At 62.8% G+C, this 18,822-nt stretch carries 18 protein-coding genes, 1 tRNA gene and 1 riboswitch; of the genes, 3 read left to right on the forward strand and 16 right to left on the reverse strand.

Annotation, left to right across the window (positions count from 1 at the left end):
- Nucleotides 1-11: 11 nt before the first annotated feature.
- From cobA to cbiE, 5 genes are read right to left on the reverse strand one after another with little or no spacing between them, the layout of a single operon-like run.
- The gene (cobA, locus tag M3P21_RS11230; RefSeq protein WP_249710069.1) at nucleotides 12-731 is read right to left on the reverse strand and encodes a uroporphyrinogen-III C-methyltransferase; all 720 of its coding nucleotides are present in this window, start codon (nucleotides 729-731) and stop codon (nucleotides 12-14) included.
- Entirely contained in the window at nucleotides 728-2,047 is a 1,320-nt protein-coding gene (locus tag M3P21_RS11235) for a cobyrinic acid a,c-diamide synthase CobB (protein WP_249710071.1), read from the reverse strand. Before M3P21_RS11235 ends, cobA begins: the two co-directional genes overlap by 4 nt.
- A gap of 4 nt (nucleotides 2,048-2,051) precedes the next feature.
- Nucleotides 2,052-2,846: a precorrin-4 C(11)-methyltransferase gene (gene cobM / locus M3P21_RS11240; RefSeq protein ID WP_249710072.1), complete on the reverse strand. Its 795-nt coding sequence runs from the start codon at nucleotides 2,844-2,846 to the stop codon at nucleotides 2,052-2,054.
- Nucleotides 2,843-3,211 (reverse strand): cobalamin biosynthesis protein, encoded by a 369-nt coding sequence (locus M3P21_RS11245; protein ID WP_249710073.1) that lies wholly within the window; start codon nucleotides 3,209-3,211, stop codon nucleotides 2,843-2,845. Before M3P21_RS11245 ends, cobM begins: the two co-directional genes overlap by 4 nt.
- The gene (cbiE, locus tag M3P21_RS11250; RefSeq protein WP_249710074.1) at nucleotides 3,208-4,407 is read right to left on the reverse strand and encodes a precorrin-6y C5,15-methyltransferase (decarboxylating) subunit CbiE; all 1,200 of its coding nucleotides are present in this window, start codon (nucleotides 4,405-4,407) and stop codon (nucleotides 3,208-3,210) included. The genes M3P21_RS11245 and cbiE overlap by 4 nt, the downstream gene beginning before the upstream one ends.
- On the opposite strand from cbiE, the gene M3P21_RS11255 reads away from it, so the two are divergent.
- Nucleotides 4,406-5,170, forward strand: coding sequence for a cobalt-precorrin-6A reductase (locus tag M3P21_RS11255; RefSeq protein ID WP_249710075.1), 765 nt, complete (start codon nucleotides 4,406-4,408; stop codon nucleotides 5,168-5,170). The two genes, cbiE and M3P21_RS11255, sit on opposite strands and share 2 nt — an antisense overlap.
- On the opposite strand, the gene cobJ is transcribed toward M3P21_RS11255, so the two are convergent.
- The 7 genes from cobJ to M3P21_RS11290 are packed head-to-tail and all read right to left on the reverse strand — an operon-like array spanning nucleotide 5,143 to nucleotide 13,105.
- On the reverse strand, nucleotides 5,143-5,895 hold the full coding sequence (gene cobJ / locus M3P21_RS11260; protein ID WP_249710076.1) for a precorrin-3B C(17)-methyltransferase: 753 nt from the start codon (nucleotides 5,893-5,895) through the stop codon (nucleotides 5,143-5,145). The two genes, M3P21_RS11255 and cobJ, sit on opposite strands and share 28 nt — an antisense overlap.
- On the reverse strand, nucleotides 5,892-6,620 hold the full coding sequence (locus M3P21_RS11265) for a precorrin-2 C(20)-methyltransferase (protein WP_249710077.1): 729 nt from the start codon (nucleotides 6,618-6,620) through the stop codon (nucleotides 5,892-5,894). The genes cobJ and M3P21_RS11265 overlap by 4 nt, the downstream gene beginning before the upstream one ends.
- Complete coding sequence (locus M3P21_RS11270) at nucleotides 6,617-7,246, reverse strand: precorrin-8X methylmutase (protein WP_249710078.1); 630 nt, start codon at nucleotides 7,244-7,246, stop codon at nucleotides 6,617-6,619. The genes M3P21_RS11265 and M3P21_RS11270 overlap by 4 nt, the downstream gene beginning before the upstream one ends.
- Nucleotides 7,246-8,373, reverse strand: a complete 1,128-nt coding sequence (locus tag M3P21_RS11275; RefSeq protein ID WP_249710080.1) for a ferredoxin-like domain-containing protein — start codon at nucleotides 8,371-8,373, stop codon at nucleotides 7,246-7,248. The genes M3P21_RS11270 and M3P21_RS11275 overlap by 1 nt, the downstream gene beginning before the upstream one ends.
- Nucleotides 8,370-11,663 (reverse strand): cobaltochelatase subunit CobN, encoded by a 3,294-nt coding sequence (gene cobN, locus M3P21_RS11280; protein ID WP_249710082.1) that lies wholly within the window; start codon nucleotides 11,661-11,663, stop codon nucleotides 8,370-8,372. Before cobN ends, M3P21_RS11275 begins: the two co-directional genes overlap by 4 nt.
- Before the next feature lie 9 nt (nucleotides 11,664-11,672).
- Entirely contained in the window at nucleotides 11,673-12,728 is a 1,056-nt protein-coding gene (cobW, locus tag M3P21_RS11285) for a cobalamin biosynthesis protein CobW (protein ID WP_249710084.1), read from the reverse strand.
- Nucleotides 12,729-12,730: 2 nt separating this feature from the next.
- On the reverse strand, nucleotides 12,731-13,105 hold the full coding sequence (locus tag M3P21_RS11290) for a DUF1636 family protein (protein WP_249710085.1): 375 nt from the start codon (nucleotides 13,103-13,105) through the stop codon (nucleotides 12,731-12,733).
- A gap of 86 nt (nucleotides 13,106-13,191) precedes the next feature.
- A riboswitch (cobalamin riboswitch) is annotated at nucleotides 13,192-13,402 on the reverse strand.
- Nucleotides 13,403-13,543: 141 nt separating this feature from the next.
- On the opposite strand from M3P21_RS11290, the gene M3P21_RS11295 reads away from it, so the two are divergent.
- Entirely contained in the window at nucleotides 13,544-14,503 is a 960-nt protein-coding gene (locus tag M3P21_RS11295) for an NAD(P)-dependent oxidoreductase (protein WP_249710086.1), read from the forward strand.
- 524 nt (nucleotides 14,504-15,027) lie between these two features.
- Here the strand turns inward: M3P21_RS11295 and M3P21_RS11300 are convergent.
- Nucleotides 15,028-15,384, reverse strand: a complete 357-nt coding sequence (locus M3P21_RS11300) for a hypothetical protein (RefSeq protein WP_249710087.1) — start codon at nucleotides 15,382-15,384, stop codon at nucleotides 15,028-15,030.
- Nucleotides 15,385-15,560: 176 nt separating this feature from the next.
- Nucleotides 15,561-15,661 (reverse strand) — tRNA-Ser (locus M3P21_RS11305).
- Between the two features lie 336 nt (nucleotides 15,662-15,997).
- On the opposite strand from M3P21_RS11305, the gene M3P21_RS11310 reads away from it, so the two are divergent.
- Complete coding sequence (locus M3P21_RS11310) at nucleotides 15,998-16,531, forward strand: hypothetical protein (protein WP_249710088.1); 534 nt, start codon at nucleotides 15,998-16,000, stop codon at nucleotides 16,529-16,531.
- A 120-nt stretch (nucleotides 16,532-16,651) separates the two neighbouring features.
- Here M3P21_RS11310 and M3P21_RS11315 read toward each other — a convergent pair whose 3' ends face one another.
- Entirely contained in the window at nucleotides 16,652-17,134 is a 483-nt protein-coding gene (locus M3P21_RS11315; RefSeq protein WP_249710089.1) for a very short patch repair endonuclease, read from the reverse strand.
- 16 nt (nucleotides 17,135-17,150) lie between these two features.
- On the reverse strand, nucleotides 17,151-18,821 hold the full coding sequence (locus M3P21_RS11320; RefSeq protein WP_249710090.1) for a DUF2357 domain-containing protein: 1,671 nt from the start codon (nucleotides 18,819-18,821) through the stop codon (nucleotides 17,151-17,153).
- Nucleotide 18,822: the final 1 nt, after the last annotated feature.

The raw sequence follows: 18,822 nt of genomic DNA on the forward strand, positions 1-18,822 counted from the left end.
AAAAGCGGCATTCACCCGTCGGCCAGCGGCCCATAGAGGATTAACGCCGGGGCAGAGCCGGGTTCGCTGGCCAGCTTGGCCGAGAGATCCCCAATGCTCGACCGGTGCAGGGCCTGATCAGGGGTTGAAACGGCTTCGGCCAGCAGGGCTGGCGTGTCCAAAGGCAGGCCGTGGGCGTGCAGCGCCTCGACCAGCAGCGGAAAAGTGCGTTTGCCCATGAAAACCACCGTGGTGGCCATCGGATCGGCCAATGCCGCCAGGTTCAGGTCCTGCGGCAGCTCGCCGCTGATATCGTGGCCGGTGACAAACTGCACCCTCCGCGCGGTCAGGCGCCGGGTCAGCGGAATACCTGCCGCCGCCGCCGCTGCCACGGCCGAGGGGATGCCGGGAATGATCTCATACTCGATCCCGACCGCCTTCAGCGCGACCAGTTCCTCCTCCAGGCGTCCGAACATGCCACCATCGCCGGACTTCAGCCGCACCACGCGTTGGCCGGTAAGGGCATACTCCACCAGCAACCGGCTCACATGGTCCTGCTTGGGCGAAGGGCGACCCGCCCGTTTGCCCACGCCCACCAGATCGGCATCTTCACGGGCGTGGGTCAGGATCGGGCCGCTGCTGAGATCATCGAACAGCACCGCATCGGCCTTTTGCAGCCGGTCCACCGCCTTGAGGGTCAACAGCTCCGGGTCACCGGGGCCGGAGCCGACAAAAGAGACGAACCCGCTCATGACCGGGCCTCGGCGATCAGGTGAAAGAAAGTGCCGGTGACGGCGCCGCGAATCGAGCCCGTCTGCGGCCCTTCGGCCCCTTCGGCATCCAGTACGCGGGCCAGCGGCGCGTCGGGCTGTTCGACAATCGAGGAATAGTGGAACTCATGCCCGCGCAGCGCGGCCCCGGCGTCAAAGCCAGGCATCGGCGCGGTCAGGATGGCCTTGCGGTAGCCAAGGTTGAACTTGCGCTTCTCATAAGACGTCACCAGCCCGAGCAGCCCGGCCATCTCGTGCCGGTTGCCCTCCTTGTCGATCAGCGCCTCGCCAAGGGCCATATAGCCGCCGCATTCGCCATGCACGCGCCGGGTCTCGGCGTGTTTGCGCAATCCGCCCAGATAGGTCTGCGCAGCTGCCAGCCTGCCCGCATGCAGTTCCGGATAGCCACCGGGTAGCCAGACAATATCGGCATCGGGTGCCGGGGCCTCGTCCGCCAGCGGCGAGAACGGCAAGATCTCTGCCCCCGCCGCGCGCCAGCCTTCCAATAGATGCGGGTAGGTAAATGAAAACGCGGCGTCGCGGGCCAGCGCGATTCGTTGCGCCGGAGGACGCGGCAGCGCGGCTGACGATGGCCCATTGGGGCCTGAGGAAGACGCCGCCTGTTTGATGGCCTCCAGATCAACATGTTCGCGCAAAAACGCGGCATAGCCAGCGATGGCAGTTTCCAGATCGGGATGCTCCACCGCCTGGATCAGCCCCAGATGCCGCTCGGGCAGGGTCAGATCCCCGCGCCGGGGCAGCACGCCCAGCACCGGCAGGCCTGCGCGTTCCATGCCCAGCCGGGTCAGGCGTTCGTGGCGTGGGCTGGCGCAACGGTTCAGGATCACCCCTGCAAAGGGCAGGTCGGGATTATACATACGAAACCCCAGCGCGGTGGCCGCCGCCGATTGCGCCTGACCGCCCACATCCAGCACCAGCACCACCGGCCAGCCCATGCGCAAGGCGGTTTCGGCGCTGGTGCCATGGCCACTCTCGCCGGGTTTGGCGACCCCGTCAAAGAGCCCCATCGAGCCTTCGGCCACCACGATGTCAGCCCCCGCAGCCTGCACCGCGATACCGCTCAACAGCGTCTCGTCCATCGCCCAGGTGTCAAGGTTGAACGAGGGTCGCCGGGCGGCGGCCAGATGAAAGGCCGGGTCGATATAATCCGGTCCGCTCTTGAAGGGTTGCACCGCCAGACCGTCCTCGGCCAGCGCCCGCAGCAGACCCAGCATCACGGTGGTCTTGCCGGTGCCCGATGATGGCGCCGAGATCAGCAGGCCGGGAGGATTTCTCATCGCCTCAGTCATCACCATGGTTCCAGCTTGACCAGGGGCTTTCGGCGCTTTGCGGGCGATAGCGGCGGTCATAGGTCTTGGAATAAAGACAGCTTTCGTCAAAGCCTTCGCCTGCCAGTGCCGGGCCGACCAGTATGAGAGCGGTGCGTGAGATGCTCGCGTCCAGCGCTTCTTTCAGCGTGTCCAGCGTGGCGCGGATGATCCGCTCATCGGGCCAGCTGGCGCGATAGACCACGGCCACCGGGCAGTCGGCGCCATAAGCGGGGATCAGATCAGTGATGACCGTGTCGAGATTGCCGATCGACAGGTGGATGGCCAGCGTCGCACCGGTGCGTGCGAAATTCTCCAGCGTCTCCCCTTCGGGCATCGACGAGGCGCGCCCCGGTGTGCGGGTCAGCACCACCGATTGCGCCAGTCCGGGCAGGGTCAATTCGGTGCCCAAAGCAGCAGCGGCGGCGGCGAAGGAGGGCACACCGGGGGTGACGCTGACGGGAATCCCCATCTCTTTCAGGCGCCTGATCTGCTCTCCCATGGCGGACCAGACCGACAGGTCTCCGGAATGCAGCCGCGCCACATCCTTGCCCTCGGCATGGGCGGCAGCGATCTCACCCATGATCTGATCCAGATCCATTGATGCGGTGTTCACGATCTTTGCACCTTCGGGGCAGTGGGCAAGGATTTCCTCGGGCACCAGCGATCCGGCATAGAGGCAGACCGGGCAGGCGGCGATGATGTCGCGACCGCGCAGGGTCAGCAGGTCGGCGGCACCCGGTCCGGCACCAATGAAATGAACGGTCATGTCTGTCCTCCGATAGCGACCGCACAGGTGGCGAGGCGGTCGGTCGAGATATGTCTGGGAGCGATCAGCCGCGCATCCGGTCCGGCACCGGCAAGGGCGGCGGCCTCGGCCACGCTGCCAGTGCCGCGCTCGGTTGCGCTGCGGTGTGATTGGGTGAGTGTTCTGGCAGCGCTCAGCGCTGCGGCACCCACGCGCAGAACAGGCAGATGCAAATCTGCGGCCAAAGCGCTCAGCGCCGGGTGGGCGGCCTTGTCCTCGGCAGTGGCCAGCGCGGTGACAAAGTGGTCACGCGCCGCGCGGTGATAGACATCATGCAGACTTTCCGCCGTCGCGGCAGAGGCAAATCCGAATCCGGCCACAATCATAGCGTCACGCTCCATTGCACTACCGGATAGGCCGCTTTCCAGCCCCGGCGCGGCCCCAGCGGGGCGGCGTTGGCCAATTCGATGCGCATCAGATCACCGCCGAATTTTTCGTGCCAGACGGCCAGCAGCGCCTCGCTTTCCAGCGTCACCGCATTGGCAACGAGCCTTGCGCCACTTGGCAGATAGGCTTTCAGCCATTCCAGCAGCGCCACGCTCAATCCGCCGCCGACAAAGACGACATCCGGCATCGGCAACCCGGCCAGCGCACCCGGCGCTTCGCCCTGCACCACGTTCAGGCGGTCGACACCCAGAGCGTCGGCGTTGCGGCGGATGCGCTCCGCCCGGTCGGCGCGGGGCTCGACCGCGGTGGCCGTCACGCTGTCATGGCTCAGCAGCCACTCGATCCCGATCGAGCCGCTGCCGCCGCCGATATCCCACAAATGTTCACCCGGTTTCGGGGCCAGCGCCGACAGGGTCAGCGCCCGGATCGGGCGTTTGGTGATCTGCCCGTCGGTCTCGAAAACATCGTCCGGCAACCCGCTGGACCGGGGCAGGGCGCGACCGCTACCAAAAGCCTCAAGCCCGACGCAGACCGGGTGCTGAATGTCGTCAAAGGCCAGAGCCTCGGCGGTCGCTTCACGGCTCCGTTCCCGTGGACCGCCAAGCGCTTCCAGCACATGCACGCGGCTTTCTCCGAACCCGCTATCCGTCAGCCACGCCGCTAGTTCGCGCACCGCCGCACCATCGCGCAGCAGGACCAACGCGCGCGCGCCCGGTGCCAGATACGGGCGCAGGCGGGTCAAGGGTGCCGCATGCAGGCCGAATGTCAGGACCTTCTCCAAGCGCCATGCCAGCCGGGATGCGGCGAGCGAGAAACTTGATTGCCCGGGCAGGGCGGTCCACTCGTCCGGCCTGAAGTGTCGCGCAATCACACTGCCCGCGCCAAACCAGAACGGATCGCCCGAGGCCAGCACCACAACCCGCTTGCCGCGCAGACCTTCGAGGAGTGGCAGGCCATCGGCAAACGGCACCGGCCACTCCACCCGCTCTGCCGCGCTGTCGGGGATCAGCGACAGGTGGCGGGGCGGGCCCATCACCACCTCTGCGCTGACGAGAATTTGACGACTTGCGGGGGACAGGCCATCCGGTCCATCTTCGCCCAACCCGATCACGGTCAGCCACGGACGCTCAGCCATGTCGCACCCCACGAACCCCAACATTCTGATCCTGGGTGGCACAACCGAGGCCAACACGCTGGCTCGCACCGTCGCTGCGCGGGGTCTGAACGCCACCTATTCCTATGCGGGCCGGGTGGAGACACCGCGCCCGCAGCCGCTGCCGACACGGATCGGCGGCTTTGGCGGTGCCGACGGTCTGAGCGCTTACATTCGTGAGACGGGCGTGACGCATGTAATCGACGCCACCCATCCCTTTGCCGCGCAGATGAGCCGCAACGCCATTGCTTCCTGCGCGGAGACCGGCATTGCCCTGGCGGCACTGGTGCGCCCGGCATGGGAGGACGGCGCGCGCGACAGATGGCAGCGCGTCGCCAGTATCGACGACGCGGTCGCCGCGCTTTCCGGGCCCGGTCAGCGCGTCTTTCTTGCGGTTGGACGCCTGCATCTCGACGATTTTGCCGCTCAGCCCCAGCACAACTACCTGCTGCGATTGGTGGATGCGCCGCAGCACATCCCGCTGCCGCATGCGGACGTGGTGGTCGCGCGCGGCCCCTTCTCGCTGGAGGAGGATATCGCGCTCATGACCCGCCACGGTACTCAATTGGTGGTCTCCAAGAATGCCGGTGGCAGCGGTGCGCGCGCCAAGATCGATGCGGCGCGGGCGCTGGGCCTGCCGGTGTTGATGATCGACCGGCCCGTCCTGCCTGCGCGCAGGGAATGCGCCACGCCGGATCAGGTTCTGGACTGGCTCGCTCATTCCGGGGTGAACCTTGGCGTGTAAAGGATTGGGCTGCCTTGCCGTTCGATGATCCGTGTGCGGGAAGAGCCGACGATCACAATGGTGCGCATATCGGCCATTTCGGGTGTGGCCTCGGCAAGGGTTGAAATGTTCAGCACCTCATCCGGGGTCGAAACGGCGCGCGCAAACAGGATCAGCCGCCCGGGTTCACATTCCTCGCGCAGGATTTCCAGCGTTTTCACAAACCCTTCCGGGCGGGACTTCGAGCGCGGGTTGTAGAAGGCCATCGCAAAATCCGCCTGCGCGGCAAGGCGCAACCGCCTTTCGATCAGGCCCCAGGGTTTGAGGTTGTCGCTGAGGTTGATGGTGCAGAAATCATGCCCCAGCGGCGCGCCCGCACGGGCCGAAGCGGCGAGCATGGCGGTGATGCCCGGCAGCACCGAAATCTCCAGATCGCGCCAATTTTCCGGGCCGTTTTCCACCGCCTCGAAGACGGCTGAGGCCATCGCAAACACCCCCGGATCACCAGAGGACACCACGACCACGCGCTTGCCCTCAGCCGCCATCTGCAGCGCATGCTGCGAGCGGTCGATCTCAACCCGGTTGTCGCTGGCGTGCAGGGTCAGCCCCGCGCGCTCGGCCACGCGCGCAACGTAAGGGATGTAGCCCACCACATCGGTGGCCTCGGCCAGCGCGTCGCTGACCTCGGGCGTGACCAGAGCGGCATCGCCGGGGCCGAGCCCCGCGATTTTGACCCATCCGCTCATGGCCGCCGTCCTTGACCATGCACAATGATGATCGAGAAATAGGGCGTGATGCCGTCACAGGCTTCGCTGAGCTTTGTGACCGTCTGATTGGGCATCTGGGCATATTCGACGATCCAGGCGCGGTCATAGAGTCCGGCGGATGTCAGCGCCCGTTTCACCTTGTCGATATTGCGTCCGATCTTCATCACCACCAGCGCGTCGGTCTGCGTCATGCGTTCCGCCAGCACCGGTTCGGGCAGAGTGCCGACCAACACGGTCAGTACATCGTCACCCCAGGTGATCGGATCGCCCGTCGCCGTCCATGCGCCCGACATGCCGGTGATGGCGGGCACGACCTCTACCGGAGCTTCGTCGCGCAAACGACTGTAAAGATGCATGAAAGAGCCGTAAAAGAACGGATCTCCCTCGCAGAGAACCACCACGTTCTGGCCCTGATCCGACAGTGCCTTCAGCCGCGCGGTGCAGTCTTCGTAGAAACCCGCCAGCAGTTCGTTGTAGCGCGGATCACTGACCGGGATCTCGGTGGTTACCGGGTATTCCATCGGAAATTCGGTGGCGTCGTCCGGGATCATGCCATTGACGATTTTGCGTGCCTGCCCGGTACGGCCCGCCTTGCGGAAATAGGCCACATGCTGCGCGCCGCGCAGCAGACGGTCGGCCCGGACGCTCATCAGGTCCGGGTCGCCGGGGCCGAGGCCGACGCCAAATATGGTGCCAACGCTCATTCGGCGCGGCTCGCGATGGCGTTGATTGCGGCCACGGTGATGGCAGAGCCGCCCAGACGGCCCTTGACGATGCAGGACGGTACCGGCTGCGCGTCCCACAATGCGTCCTTGCTTTCGACAGCGCCGACAAAGCCCACCGGGCAACCGATGATGGCGGCGGGGCGGGGGCAATCGGGGTCTTCGAGCATGTTGAGCAGGTGAAACAGCGCCGTGGGCGCGTTGCCGATAGCCACCAGCGCGCCGCCCAGATGTGGTCGCCACAGCTCCAGCGCCGCGGCTGAGCGGGTATTGCCCATCTCGGCTGCCAGCGGGAGCACCCGGTCGTCATGCAGGGTGCAGATCACCTCGTTTTCGTTGGGCAGGCGAAAACGGGTCACACCCTCGCTGACCATCCGTGCGTCGCACAAGATCGGCGCGCCCGCCTCCAGAGCGGTGCGGGCGGTGGGGACGAAACCGGGCGAGAAACGCACGAACTCTTCCAGCCCGACCATGCCAGCGGCGTGGATCATGCGGACGGCCACCTGTTCCTCATCGGCGTCGAAACGGGCCAGATCGGCCTCGGACCGGATCGTGGCAAAGCTCTGCTTGTAGATCGCCGCGCCGTCGGTTTCGTATTCATAAGGCATCAGGTCAGGTCCATACTCATGAGGTCGTTGGCCGTCAGGCCGCGCTGGCAGGGCTCATCCCCCGCGCGGCCCCGTTTGACAAGATCAAATCGTCCGGCATTGCCGACAAGCGTGACATCGGCGGACCCCAAGCGGGCGCAACCCTTGGCGCATCCCGACACATGCAGGGCACCGCCTGTACGTGGGGCCAATGCCCGGGCCAGCGCCCGCGTTTCCACCTGCGCCTGCGGGCAGAGCGGGGCGCCGGGGCAGGCGTCGGTTGTCAGCAGCGGATCGGTGCCACTGGTCACGAACTCCGCAGTTGTGAGCGCCGCCCCGCCTTCCAGCAGGAACAGCCGCCAGGGCGTGACGCGCACCCCCGCCGCCCCTGACGCCCTGATCAGCTCGGACAAGGCCCGTGCCGGAAGCTGGCCAAAGGGCGCGCCATAGAGCGGGCCCAGCGCGGTCTGGCCCGGTTCGATGCGTGTGCCGAGCGGGCCCGGCGCGCAGCCCCGCCATGTGGCGGGCAGGCCCGCAGAGGCAACCAGCCGCGCCATGCGGCGTGTGTCCTGCGTGGTATTTTCCGAGAACCAGCAGGCAAGTTCGATCAGCCGGGTGATCGCGTCGCGTTCGGTCACGGCGCGCCCGGTTTCGGCCCCGTCAGCCCGCAGGATCAGGCCGTCCTGACCACGCTCGACCCGGATATCGGCCGAGTCCCGGGCCAGCAGGCGCTCGGGGCCGGTATCGATCGCAAATCCGAATTTCGCGGGCAAGGTGGGCGCCTCGCCCAGCCGGTCGATCAGGTTCTGCGTCAGCCGCGCCGTCAGGTCGTCCTGCTGATAGAGCGGTGAGACCAGAATGTTGCGCTTTACCTCGATCCCGGGCTCGGCATCCAGCAGGTTGAGATCCGACAACGCACCAAGCAGGGCCGGATGGTTGGCCTCCGCCACCCCGCGCAATTGCAGATTGGCGCGGTTGGTCAGGTCGATCGTGCCATTGCCAAAGCGCTCGGCCGCGTCACATAGCCCGATGGCCTGATCCGCTGACAGCCGCGCCAGCCGAGGCCGCACCCGCACCACCAGCCCGTCGCCCGACATCATCGGGCGATGGGCGCCGGGGCACCAGCCCTGTACGATCGGTGTGGTCATGGCCCTGCCTCCAGCCCGGCGCGGATCGAGTTGCGGCGCGTGTCCCACAGCCCGGCCTCGAACAGGGCGCGGAACCTGTCCTGCATGGCCAGATGCGCCTTTGGGTTGGTCTCTTGCAAAAAGGCATCCACCTCGGCGTTGCCCAGCGTGGCATCGTGATAGAGATCGAAAAGATGTGGCGCGACCGTGCCCGACAGGTGCGCGAAAGATGCCATATGATCCAGCGTCGCCGCGATTTCGGCCGCCCCACGAAAGCCGTGCCGCTGCATCCCGGCGATCCAGCCCGGATTGGCGGCGCGGGCATGAACAACACGGCTGATTTCCTCCGGCAGGGTGCGGGCGCGGGGTTTCTCAGGATTGGTATTGTCGAGGTGATAAAGCCGGGCGGTGCCACCGGTCACCTTCTTGGCGGCGGCGAACCCCGCTTCATGGGTGGCATAGTCATTGGCCAGCAGCAGGTCGGTTTCAGTCAGGTCCTGCAAGTGGACGAAACTGTCCGCGTTGGTGACGCGCTGGGTGATCCCTTCGACATCGCGTGCGATATGTTCGCCTTCAAGCGCAAAGGAACTGGCGTCCAGCCAAGCCTCGCCCGCCTGCGTGCGGGCCTCGTCGGTATAGGTTTCCGACAGATGCGTCATGTTCAACCCGTAACTGCCCGGGGCCGGGCCATAGACCCGCACGGCAGGGGCATGGCCGGCATAAGGGTTCCAATCCGGCGCTTCATCCCGTTCGGACAGTGCCCGAACCGCTTGACCATAAAGCGCGGACAGCGTCGGGAACACATCGCGGAACAGACCCGAGACGCGCAGGGTCACGTCCAGACGCGGGCGGTCCAGATCGGTGATTGGCAGCACTTCGATGCCCGAAACCCGCTCGGACCCGGCATCCCAGATCGGCTTTACCCCCAGCAGATGCAGCGCCATGGCGAATTCCTCGCCTGCGGTGCGCATGGTGGCCGAACCCCACAGGTCAACGATCAGCCCCTTGGGATAGTCGCCCTCTTCCTGCAGATGCCGCCGCACCAGTTCTTCGGCCAGCTTCACGCCTTGGGCATAGGCTGCCCGTGTCGGCACCGAACGGGGGTCGGTGGTGTAAAGGTTGCGCCCGGTGGGCAGCACGTCGTCGCGGCCCCGATAAGGCGAGCCCGAGGGACCAGCCTCGATCCGTCTGCCCGCGAGCGCATCCAGCAGCCCCTGACGTTCGGCGTGCGCCGACTGTGCGGCATCGAAGGGGCCTGCCACTTCGGGCACACGGCCAAAGATGTGCAGCCCGTCGCCGAACTGGCTTTCCTTGATGTCACAGACAAAGCGGTCGATGCGGGTGATGGCCTCGGCACTGCAGGTGGCCTGATCAAGGCCCAGATCGTTTTCCAGCCCGATCGCCTGCGCCTCGTCGCGGATATCACCCTGCAGCCGGTCGCGGCGTCTGGGGTCCAGCCCGTCGGCGTTCGAGAACTCGTCGAGCAGCGATTCCAGCCGCACCATCCGGTCCGGCGTGTCGCTTGTGCGCATGGGCGGCGGGATATGGCCCAAAGTGACGGCCCCGATCCGGCGTTTGGCCTGCGCGGCCTCGCCCGGGTCGTTGACAATGAAAGGGTAGATCACTGGCAGATCACGGATCAGCGCTTCGGGCCAGCAATCGGCAGAGAGCGCGACGGATTTGCCCGGCAGCCATTCCAGCGTGCCGTGCGCGCCGATATGGATCAGCGCATCCACGCCCACGGCTTTGCGCAGCCACAGGTAGAAGGCCACATAGCTGTGGCGCGGGGTGCGTGACAGGTCGTGATAGTCGTCATCACGCAGCTCAGGCATGCCGCGTTCGGGTTGAAGGGCAACCAAGGCCTTGCCGCGTCGCAGGGCGGTGAAGTGGAAGGTGCCATCCTTAACCACGGGGTCATTCTCGGGGGTGCCCCAGACCGTTTGCAGGTCGTCGCGCAGTTGTTGCGGCAGGTCCAAAAGAGCGGTCAGATAGTCCTGCAGAGGCCATGAAATCCGCGCATCCAGCAGTGTGTCGGCAATCGGCTCAGCCGGTGCGGTGTCATAGCCTTCGGTTTGCAGATCCGACAACATCGCCTCAGCCGAGGCCAGCGCGTCCAGACCCACCGCATGAGCCATCTGCCAGTCCTTGCCGGGATAGGTCGACAACACCAGCGCCGGGGCCTGATCCGCCTTGGGCGTGGTCTGCAGGTTCAGCCAGCCGGAGACCCGATCGATGATGGATTCGATGCGTTCGGGCTCGGCCCGGTGGGCGAAGCGGGAGTATTCAAGATGCGGGTCGCGCTTGCCCGGTTCCTTGAACGAAGCAATGCCCGCAGTGATGCGGCCATCAACTTCGGGCAATACCACATGCATGGCGAGGTCGGCGGGGGACAGCCCGCGTTCCGCCTCGGCCCAGGCCTTGCGGCGTGCGGTGGACAAAGCGACCTGGAACACCGGCACATTGGCAGCGTCCAGCGGCGAGGTGCCCGAGGCACCTTTGCCCGAAAAGGACGTGGCGTTGATGATGGCCGAGGGGGCCAGCGCCACAACCTGCTCGCGCAGCCAATCGGCCGAAGTGGGTGCTTTGAGGGAGGGGGCAAACAGGCCGACCGCTTGGAACCCTCGGGCGCGCAGGCGGTGGATCAGTGCCGCGACAGGCGCAGTGTCGGCCGAGGTCAGGTAGGCACGATAGAAACTCACCAGAATACGTTTCGCGTCGCCGATAAAAGCCTGATCAACCGGGATCACACCGCGATCAGGGCACCAGGCTCCGCATTCCGGGATCGTCTTGGCCCCCATCACCGGCCCGGCATAAAGCCCCGCCGCCAATGCCATCTGGGCCAGGGCGGCTTGCGCCGCAACCTCGCCGCCGGTGTCGCACAGATGCGCCAGCCGCCGCAGGGTCGAGACGGGCAGGGTGGAATACTCATCCAGCCGCGTATCCTTGCGCCCATCCGCAGGCAGCACCGCCAGGGCGATGCCTTTGGCCTGCGCCAGCGACAGAACCTGCTGCAGCCCGTAAGGCCAATACGGCACCCCCCCGATCAGGCGGATCAGGATGCCCTTGGCCCCCTCCAGCGTCTGTTCGACATAGGTATCGACCGACAGAGGATGCTTCAGCGCCGTCAGATTGGCCAGCCGCAGGGTTGGCATCCGCCCCTCGGATCCGCCACCGCGATGCCAGCCCGCCGCAAAAGCGCCAAGGTCGCTGTCCGAGAACGACAGCACCACCAGATCCGCCGGGCTCTGGCCCAGATCGGTCGGGGTCTCGGTTTCCTCGAGCCCGTGGCTTTCGCGGAAGACGACGTGCATCGCGGGTCCTTACTCGGCAGGCTCGGCGACGCCCACGAGGATATCGCGGATCGCAGCCTCGTTGATGTCGTCATGTTCGGCGATGACCACCAGCCGCGAGCGGCGCGCTTCATCGGGTTTCCACGGGCGGTCGTACTGATGGCGCACCCGCGCGCCAACGGCCTGGACCAGCAGGCGCATCGGTTTGCCTGCCACGGCGGCATAGCCTTTGACACGCAGGATGTTCAGCTCTTTGGCCAGACGTTCGATATTGGCGACCAGTTGGGTCGGATCGCTCTGTTCCGGCAGTTCGACGATGATGCTTTCGAAATCGTCATGCTCGTGATCGTCATGGCCGTCGTGATGGCTGGGACGCGCGTCCATGTCATCCTCGGCTGCGGCTTCAAGGCCCAGCACGACGCGCACGTCCACGGCACCTTCGGCAACCTCGACCACGGGCAGTGGGCGCGGGGCCTCGGCTGCGATGATCTCGCGGGCTTTGGCAACACCTTCGGGGCCGGCCAGATCGGGCTTGGTCAGCAGGATGATGTCGGCGCAGGAAATCTGATCTTCGAACACCTCCGACAGAGGCGTTTCATGATCAATCGAATCGTCGGCCAGGCGCTGGGCGTCGACCGCTTCGACATTGGGGGCGAAACGACCGGCCGCGACGGCCTCGGCATCGGCCAGCGCGATCACGCCATCGACAGTGATTTTCGAGCGGATATCGGGCCAGTCGAACGCCTTGAGCAGCGGTTTCGGCAGCGCCAGCCCGGAGGTTTCGATCAGGATGTGATCGGGGCGCGGCTCCAGCGCCATCAGCGCCTCGATCGTGGGGATGAAATCATCGGCCACGGTGCAGCAGATGCAGCCATTGGCCAGTTCCATGATGTTTTCCGCCGGGCAGTCGGGGATGGCACAGGATTTCAGGATGTCGCCATCGACGCCCACATCGCCGAACTCGTTAACCACAACGGCCAGTCGCTTGCCCTGCGGGTTCTGCATCAGATGGCGAACCAAAGTGGTCTTGCCCGAGCCCAGAAAGCCGGTGATGACGGTGACGGGTAGTTTTTCGAGGGTGCTCATTCTCAGGCTCCAATCGGGGGAATACGGGCGGCGCAGTTCTTGCGGAAATGGACGGGACGCTCGCGCCAGGGCACCAGCCCGTCAGCGGTCGCGTGATATTTGGTGACGCCGTCGACGATCACGTCCACGTCGGCAGCCTCGTTGAGGTTTTCATACACGAAGGTCCAGCGCGACGGGCCGCCGCGCAGCACGATAGAGCAGCCCTGGTCGCAGTTTGACAGGCATTCCACCGGTTTCAGTTGCACGCCTTCGGGCAGCTCGACCTCGGTCAGCGCGTCATGCAGCAACCTGCCGGGACGCTGGGCGTCATCCTCGATGGCCAGGCCACGGCGGCATGTGGTGCAGACCAGCAATTCCACTGGTGCGGTCTCGGTCACGTCTCATCCCCCCTCGGGTTGCGGGGGACGGGGTACATGCGGGCCACGCTGCAAGACATGGACCCGTCACCGGCACACCCCGTCCGGTTTCAGTTCGGGCGCTGGCAGGTCTCCCGGCTTGCGGATGTCGAGGCCTGTCGGCCCCGGTGGCTGTCCCGCCTTCCCGGCCAATCAGGCCAGTGGCTTTGGGCACCCTCTCCGGTCACGGTCGCGGGGGCGGCTGTGCTTGGCGGGGCATCCCGCTGGCACATTCCCTTTTCATCCTCTGTCGAGGACACCAACGCCCGCGACATGCGGCAGGCAGAGCGGTGTTGTCAAGCGCTACGCGACAGCCATGGCCCCCAAGGGTGAAAAAGCGACAGGCCGGGGTCGCACAGCGGCATGACGCGCGCCGATCCCCATGCATGCATGAGCAAAATGCGCGAAGGAGAAGGCGGCATGAAAGTAGGGTTCATCGGATTGGGGAATGTGGGCGGCAAGCTGTCGGGGTCGTTGCTGCGCAACGGCGCCGATCTGACCGTGCATGATCTGGACGACGATCTGGTCGATGCATTTGTTGCGCGTGGGACAAAACGGGGTGAGAGCCCGGCGCAGCTGATGCGTGATTGTGACGCGGTCATTACCTGCCTGCCATCCCCCGCCGCCTCGGATGCGGTGATGCAGCAGATGCTGCCCGAGATCGCGACCGGCAAGATCTGGATGGAGATGTCGACCACGGATGAGGCCGAGGTCAAACGCCTCGGCGCGCTGGTGATCGCGCGGGGCGGGGCGGCGGTGGATTGCCCGGTTTCAGGCGGCTGTCACCGCGCGGCGACCGGCAATATCTCGATCTTTGCGGGATGCGATCGCGCCACCTTCGAACGGATAGCACCGTTTCTCAAGACCATGGGTCGGCGTATCCTGCATACCGGTGAGTTGGGCTCTGCCTCGGTGCTGAAAGTGATCACCAACTATCTGGCCACCGCCAATCTGGTGACTTGCTGCGAGGCGCTGGTGACGGCAAAGGCCGCCGGCATGGACCTGAATACCGCCTATGAGGCGATTGCGATCTCGTCGGGGACGTCTTTTGTACATGAAACCGAAAGCCAGGTGATCCTGAACGGCTCGCGTGACATTTCCTTCACCATGGATCTGGTGAAGAAGGATATCGGGCTGTTCCAGGACGTGGCCGACCGCGCCGGTGTGCCGCTCGAGGTTAACCCGCTTCTGTTGGCTATCATTGACGACGGCATCACCCGTTTCGGCGCGCGCGAATTGTCCCCCAACATCATCAGGCGGCTGGAAGAGGCCACAGGCCTCGACATCCGCGCCCCTGGCTTTCCTGCCGAAATGGCAGATGATGAGCCTGAGGAGCCGGGGTATGAAGTGCAGCCAAAAGGAGCCGCCGCGCCGGTCTGATCGTCGACATGACAGGACGTTCCGGTCAACGCGACCTTTTAATGCCGATCATTCCATGCGCCAGCATGCGGTAGCTGAGAGGTAGGGTGTTCGCGACAAGGCATTGGTTGCGGGGCTTTGAGCCTCCGCAACTGAACTGTTGCATCGCCATGTTTAGAAACGGAGGACCAACAATGGCAAACAAGCGACCGATGCCGAAAGAGATTATCTTTAGGATCAAAGACGGTCTGTGCATGAATGAGCCGGTGACGGGAAGGCGCGGTGCCGCCTTCATAGCCGGCTATCAACGGGGTCGAAAGCGCCCGAGGGGCGTTCACGACAGGCGGAGGCAAACCGGGTCCGGTTGGTTGAACACAAACGGGCGCTGGCGGTGTATCTTGTACAAGCGGCGGAATGCGGTTAGCGCATCAGGATCGACGCAAAGTATTTCAAGTAGGGTGCCGGAAGATGGCGGCCCGGAGGCGGCGCTTTTTGTGAGAGCCCTGCTACATTCTGTTCCAATATCGCGGAATGTTTGGCTGTGTTCACTGAAGAGACGCTTGGCTCGCTTTGCCTTTCCCTTTCTCGCGGGTGAATGTGATTGCGTTACCGTCTAGTGTCACTTTCTGACAGTCGGTTGGAAGCATGTTATCGCCGATTTGAACGTTGCGGCAAAAATACTTGCCCTGCCAGTTCCATGCGCCCTTAATCTTCTGACCTTTGCCGGTTTTTCCGTTTAAAGAACCTGCGCCAATCTTGATGTGGGTTCCGTCACCGTAAGTGAGTGTTTTTCCGACGACTTTAGAATCAAAGTCCGCCGCGGACTTGATTTGTTTCTCAGCAGCCATGGCTGATCCAGAGAACGCCAGCATGACGGCGGATACCGTGAACAGGGTTTTCATCGAAATAGCTCCCAACAAAGCACAAAAAAGTAAACACGCGAATGGGTAAATCTTCAGCTTCAACAGGCGTTCAATCAAGCAAAATTTTGCCCCAGCCAACCTAGGTGATTGATCCCCAGAAAGATGCCGACAGGGTGATGCGAGCGCGGAATTCTGGCTAAGTGCTTGGAATTAAATGGAGGCGAGTACCGGAATCGAACCGGTGTACACGGATTTGCAATCCACGTTAGGATGCTGTTTTTATTTGATAAATCTGTAAAATGCGCCACTTATCGCCCACTAAAGATCAATGGTTTAGCAGCAGCACGTAAAAGCGTTACATTGGTTTTTTCAACGCGACGATCTTTGCGCTTGAGAGGCAGCCCCCAGAAAATTTTCGGAACTGGTATGATCGACCGCTGACCCGTCGCCTCGATATGCAGGTTCAAGCACGCGGGCACGGCTAGCGCGACCTTTATGCCAATTTTCAGGACGAACGTGCTGATCTCGTTACACGGCAGAAGGCAGAGCGCGGAGAGCCGCATTCGCGCTGGACGTAGCCTTGCCTATAAATGCTCTCAATACTATTGATCTGACAATCGTTTTTGTAGTCGCATTGTAAGGGACATATGGGTTGGCTGAGCAGACTAAGGCAAGAAAAGCGGAGGAACTAAAGCAGCTTGGCCTGTGGTCGGTTGATGATCTGACCCATTTGCCGGATGACGAACTCTTGCAACTGCGTGCAGCCGTTGAGGTTCAGATGCGGGCACGCGGTCTGGCGCTGACTGTTGGTGCGGTCGGTGAGAAGTTGGTCATTGATTTGTTCAATGTGACGCCCGGATGCCCGAACCTGCTTGCGGCACCGACCGGAACGGCTAATATCGATGCGATCTCTCGCAAGGGCGAGCGATACTCGATCAAGACGGTTTGTAAGGGTAAGAAAACAGGCACAGTCTATCCTGATGCGGATGCGCCGGATAAGCAGCTGTTTGAGTTTATCTTGGTGGTGAAGCTAAATGATGATTGGACGCTTGATCGCGTCTATGAGTTTGATTGGGATGGGTTTATTGCCAATCGATCTTGGGATAAGCGGATGAACGCATGGTATTTGCCAGCCTCCGCACGTGTTTTGGCCAGGGCCAAAGAATATGGACCAGCACCAGTCTAGGCGGTCTACGCTGCAAGCTTCATCATCTGGTCGATATTTCTCATATTTTGCCCGTGTTCATGATCAAAACCGGCCAAGCAATGGTCGTGTCGGTCGGGTGAGTGGATAGATTTGGGGAAGTTAAGCTAGTGGGTTCGTGATAGTGTCCTGATCTGACAAGTTTTTGATTTCGTCACGCTGATGATCGCCTGTTAGAAACGCCGCGCACTTGTCTAGCACAAAATCTAGCGGCTGTTTGCGCCGCCCGCGAAGTGCACATTCCCAAACGGTCATGACGCGCCATTGGAGATTGACAAGGGCATCGGCATCGCGCTGATCGCGGGCCGCGTTGGCCTTGATCTTGGCCAGCCAGAAGTCTCGTCTTGTGCTCGGTATTTTGAACAAATGACAATTGTGCCCGTGCCAGAAGCACCCATGAGCGAATATCACTGCACTGTGCTTTGCGAATACCAAATCTGGTGATCCCGGCAAGCGGGCGACATTCAGGCGATAGCGGAAGCCTCGCGCATGCAGTCCACGCCCCAAAATGCGTTCAGGTTTTGTGCCACGACTGCGGATGGCCTTCATGTTCTTCTGACGCTGCTCTGGTGTTAGGACATCCATCTTGCTCTGTCCTGGGTCATGGCGATGCCGCATTGCTGCGTGCATCTTTTATAATGGCGCGCAAGCAAGCGCAAATTTCAGCTAGCGGCATGCCCGGTTTAAGTGTTGCCGCGCCAAATCGGAAGGTAGAACGGTAGTCGGGATGAAACAGACGTCCTGGCATCGCGGTTTCTTGATAATCCGACTGGCTAGTGTCCGGGATATGGGGTGTGAGCAGATAGGCCGCTTGCACGATACCTGGAAAATCGCTCCCTCCGACGTCTTCAACCAAGGCATCGCGATAAGTGTGGATCGAGCTGATGGCGTCATTAAGGGCTGTGTCGATCCGGTATTTGGCATCGAGCACGATGAGCTTGGATGGACCTGGGCTAATTGAGTTTGGCCCTGCTAAAACGATATCGGGTGTCATAGTACGGCTGAATGAGCCCCGCTTGTCATCGGCCTTCCAGAATTCTTCATAGCGCTTTTGGAACATGAGCTCCCAACTGGAGGAGACGTTGACGGTGACAGCGCTTGCGGCAATGGTAAGCCCGCCCGCGCTATTACCGATGAACAGATTTTTAAAATCAACAGCCGCGGGGCCAAATTCCCTTACTCCGGCATGCACTAGCCGTAAGAAACACCAAAGTTCATAGAGGTCGAAGGTGCGCGCCAAGGGCAGGTTGAGGAAGTCCCCAAAAACAGAGGCAAGGCCTAGATTGAACTCCTGATAGAGCTTGTAGAACTTGCGGTAGTTGGGATCGCTACGAAACAGAGATGTCAGTTGGAGCTGCGGTGATGCATGCGGCAGGTCCTTCAAGGGAGCAGCCTCGCGCATCACATGCACTCGTTTTGCTAGACGGCGACAACGATTGGCCCAAAGGGCAGCTGATTGGCTGGTTTCGGGATCACGGGGTTTACTCACAGTTTCAAGCTGCTCGGCGGATGCGGTGAGCCATGAAGCCCAAGAGGCAAGCACGGCTGCCATTTGCCGATGTTCTGGCAGATCAAAGGAGCTGAACCGTTCTTGAACCCGGAAATCCTTTGGCAGAAAGCCGCGAAGCGTTGATGGCAGGCGAGTATTTGGTGGCACGCGGGCAACACGGCCACCGGCAAAGGAACGGATCACTTCATTGCCGGTTGCTTTGCGCATTTGGTGGTAGGGAATGATGCGCTCTTCCGACCTGAGATGACGGCGTGGACGGCGCTCAATTTCTTTGATGACGCATTCAAGTGCGTCCATGCGGGATCGTAGATATTCGAGCCGGGCAATGGCGGGTGGCTTCGTGCTGATGTCCTGTTTGATGCCTTTGCGGAAATTGGTTAGGGCAAACAGGGCAAAGCTGTCATGCAAGATATCGCTGAGCATGGTATCGAAGTCGCTACGCGTGAGTTTTTTGCGGTCGGGATCGGTGGTTAGCTCAAACCGTATGGGAGTGCGACCCGGTGTTTTGAGTTCAGCAGCCACTTCTCCTGCGTGGAAACCCGTCTGCCACCGCCAGCGTGCGGTGCGCGGTGTTCGCACTCTTAGAGCTTCGAGCGGCAGCCCATCGATAAGGAGATCGATATCCTGGACGCGATCACTGTCGCGGAGCTCAAAGATATAGCTGCGCACCTCGCGGATTTCTCCAGCTGGGATGATATCGGGGGCTGGCCAGATTTGCCAGGATGCGCCCGTGTCTTCCGAGATAATATGCAGCGAGGACATG

Source organism: Ruegeria spongiae, assembly GCF_023502395.1.
Classification (GTDB): domain Bacteria; phylum Pseudomonadota; class Alphaproteobacteria; order Rhodobacterales; family Rhodobacteraceae; genus Ruegeria_C; species Ruegeria_C spongiae.

Coding starts and splice junctions, on each gene's coding strand:
- cobW (WP_249710084.1), bottom strand. CDS start 12,728: ATGAGCACCCTCGAAAAACTACCCGTCACCGTCATCACCGGCTTTCTG.
- M3P21_RS11295 (WP_249710086.1), top strand. CDS start 13,544: ATGAAAGTAGGGTTCATCGGATTGGGGAATGTGGGCGGCAAGCTGTCG.
- cobA (WP_249710069.1), bottom strand. CDS start 731: ATGAGCGGGTTCGTCTCTTTTGTCGGCTCCGGCCCCGGTGACCCGGAG.
- M3P21_RS11270 (WP_249710078.1), bottom strand. CDS start 7,246: ATGCCTTATGAATACGAAACCGACGGCGCGGCGATCTACAAGCAGAGC.
- M3P21_RS11245 (WP_249710073.1), bottom strand. CDS start 3,211: ATGATTGTGGCCGGATTCGGATTTGCCTCTGCCGCGACGGCGGAAAGT.
- M3P21_RS11275 (WP_249710080.1), bottom strand. CDS start 8,373: ATGACCACACCGATCGTACAGGGCTGGTGCCCCGGCGCCCATCGCCCG.
- M3P21_RS11235 (WP_249710071.1), bottom strand. CDS start 2,047: ATGAGAAATCCTCCCGGCCTGCTGATCTCGGCGCCATCATCGGGCACC.
- M3P21_RS11265 (WP_249710077.1), bottom strand. CDS start 6,620: ATGAGCGTTGGCACCATATTTGGCGTCGGCCTCGGCCCCGGCGACCCG.
- cbiE (WP_249710074.1), bottom strand. CDS start 4,407: ATGGCTGAGCGTCCGTGGCTGACCGTGATCGGGTTGGGCGAAGATGGA.
- M3P21_RS11320 (WP_249710090.1), bottom strand. CDS start 18,821: ATGTCCTCGCTGCATATTATCTCGGAAGACACGGGCGCATCCTGGCAA.
- M3P21_RS11315 (WP_249710089.1), bottom strand. CDS start 17,134: ATGGATGTCCTAACACCAGAGCAGCGTCAGAAGAACATGAAGGCCATC.
- cobM (WP_249710072.1), bottom strand. CDS start 2,846: ATGACCGTTCATTTCATTGGTGCCGGACCGGGTGCCGCCGACCTGCTG.
- M3P21_RS11300 (WP_249710087.1), bottom strand. CDS start 15,384: ATGAAAACCCTGTTCACGGTATCCGCCGTCATGCTGGCGTTCTCTGGA.
- M3P21_RS11255 (WP_249710075.1), top strand. CDS start 4,406: ATGTCGCACCCCACGAACCCCAACATTCTGATCCTGGGTGGCACAACC.
- cobJ (WP_249710076.1), bottom strand. CDS start 5,895: ATGAGCGGATGGGTCAAAATCGCGGGGCTCGGCCCCGGCGATGCCGCT.
- cobN (WP_249710082.1), bottom strand. CDS start 11,663: ATGCACGTCGTCTTCCGCGAAAGCCACGGGCTCGAGGAAACCGAGACC.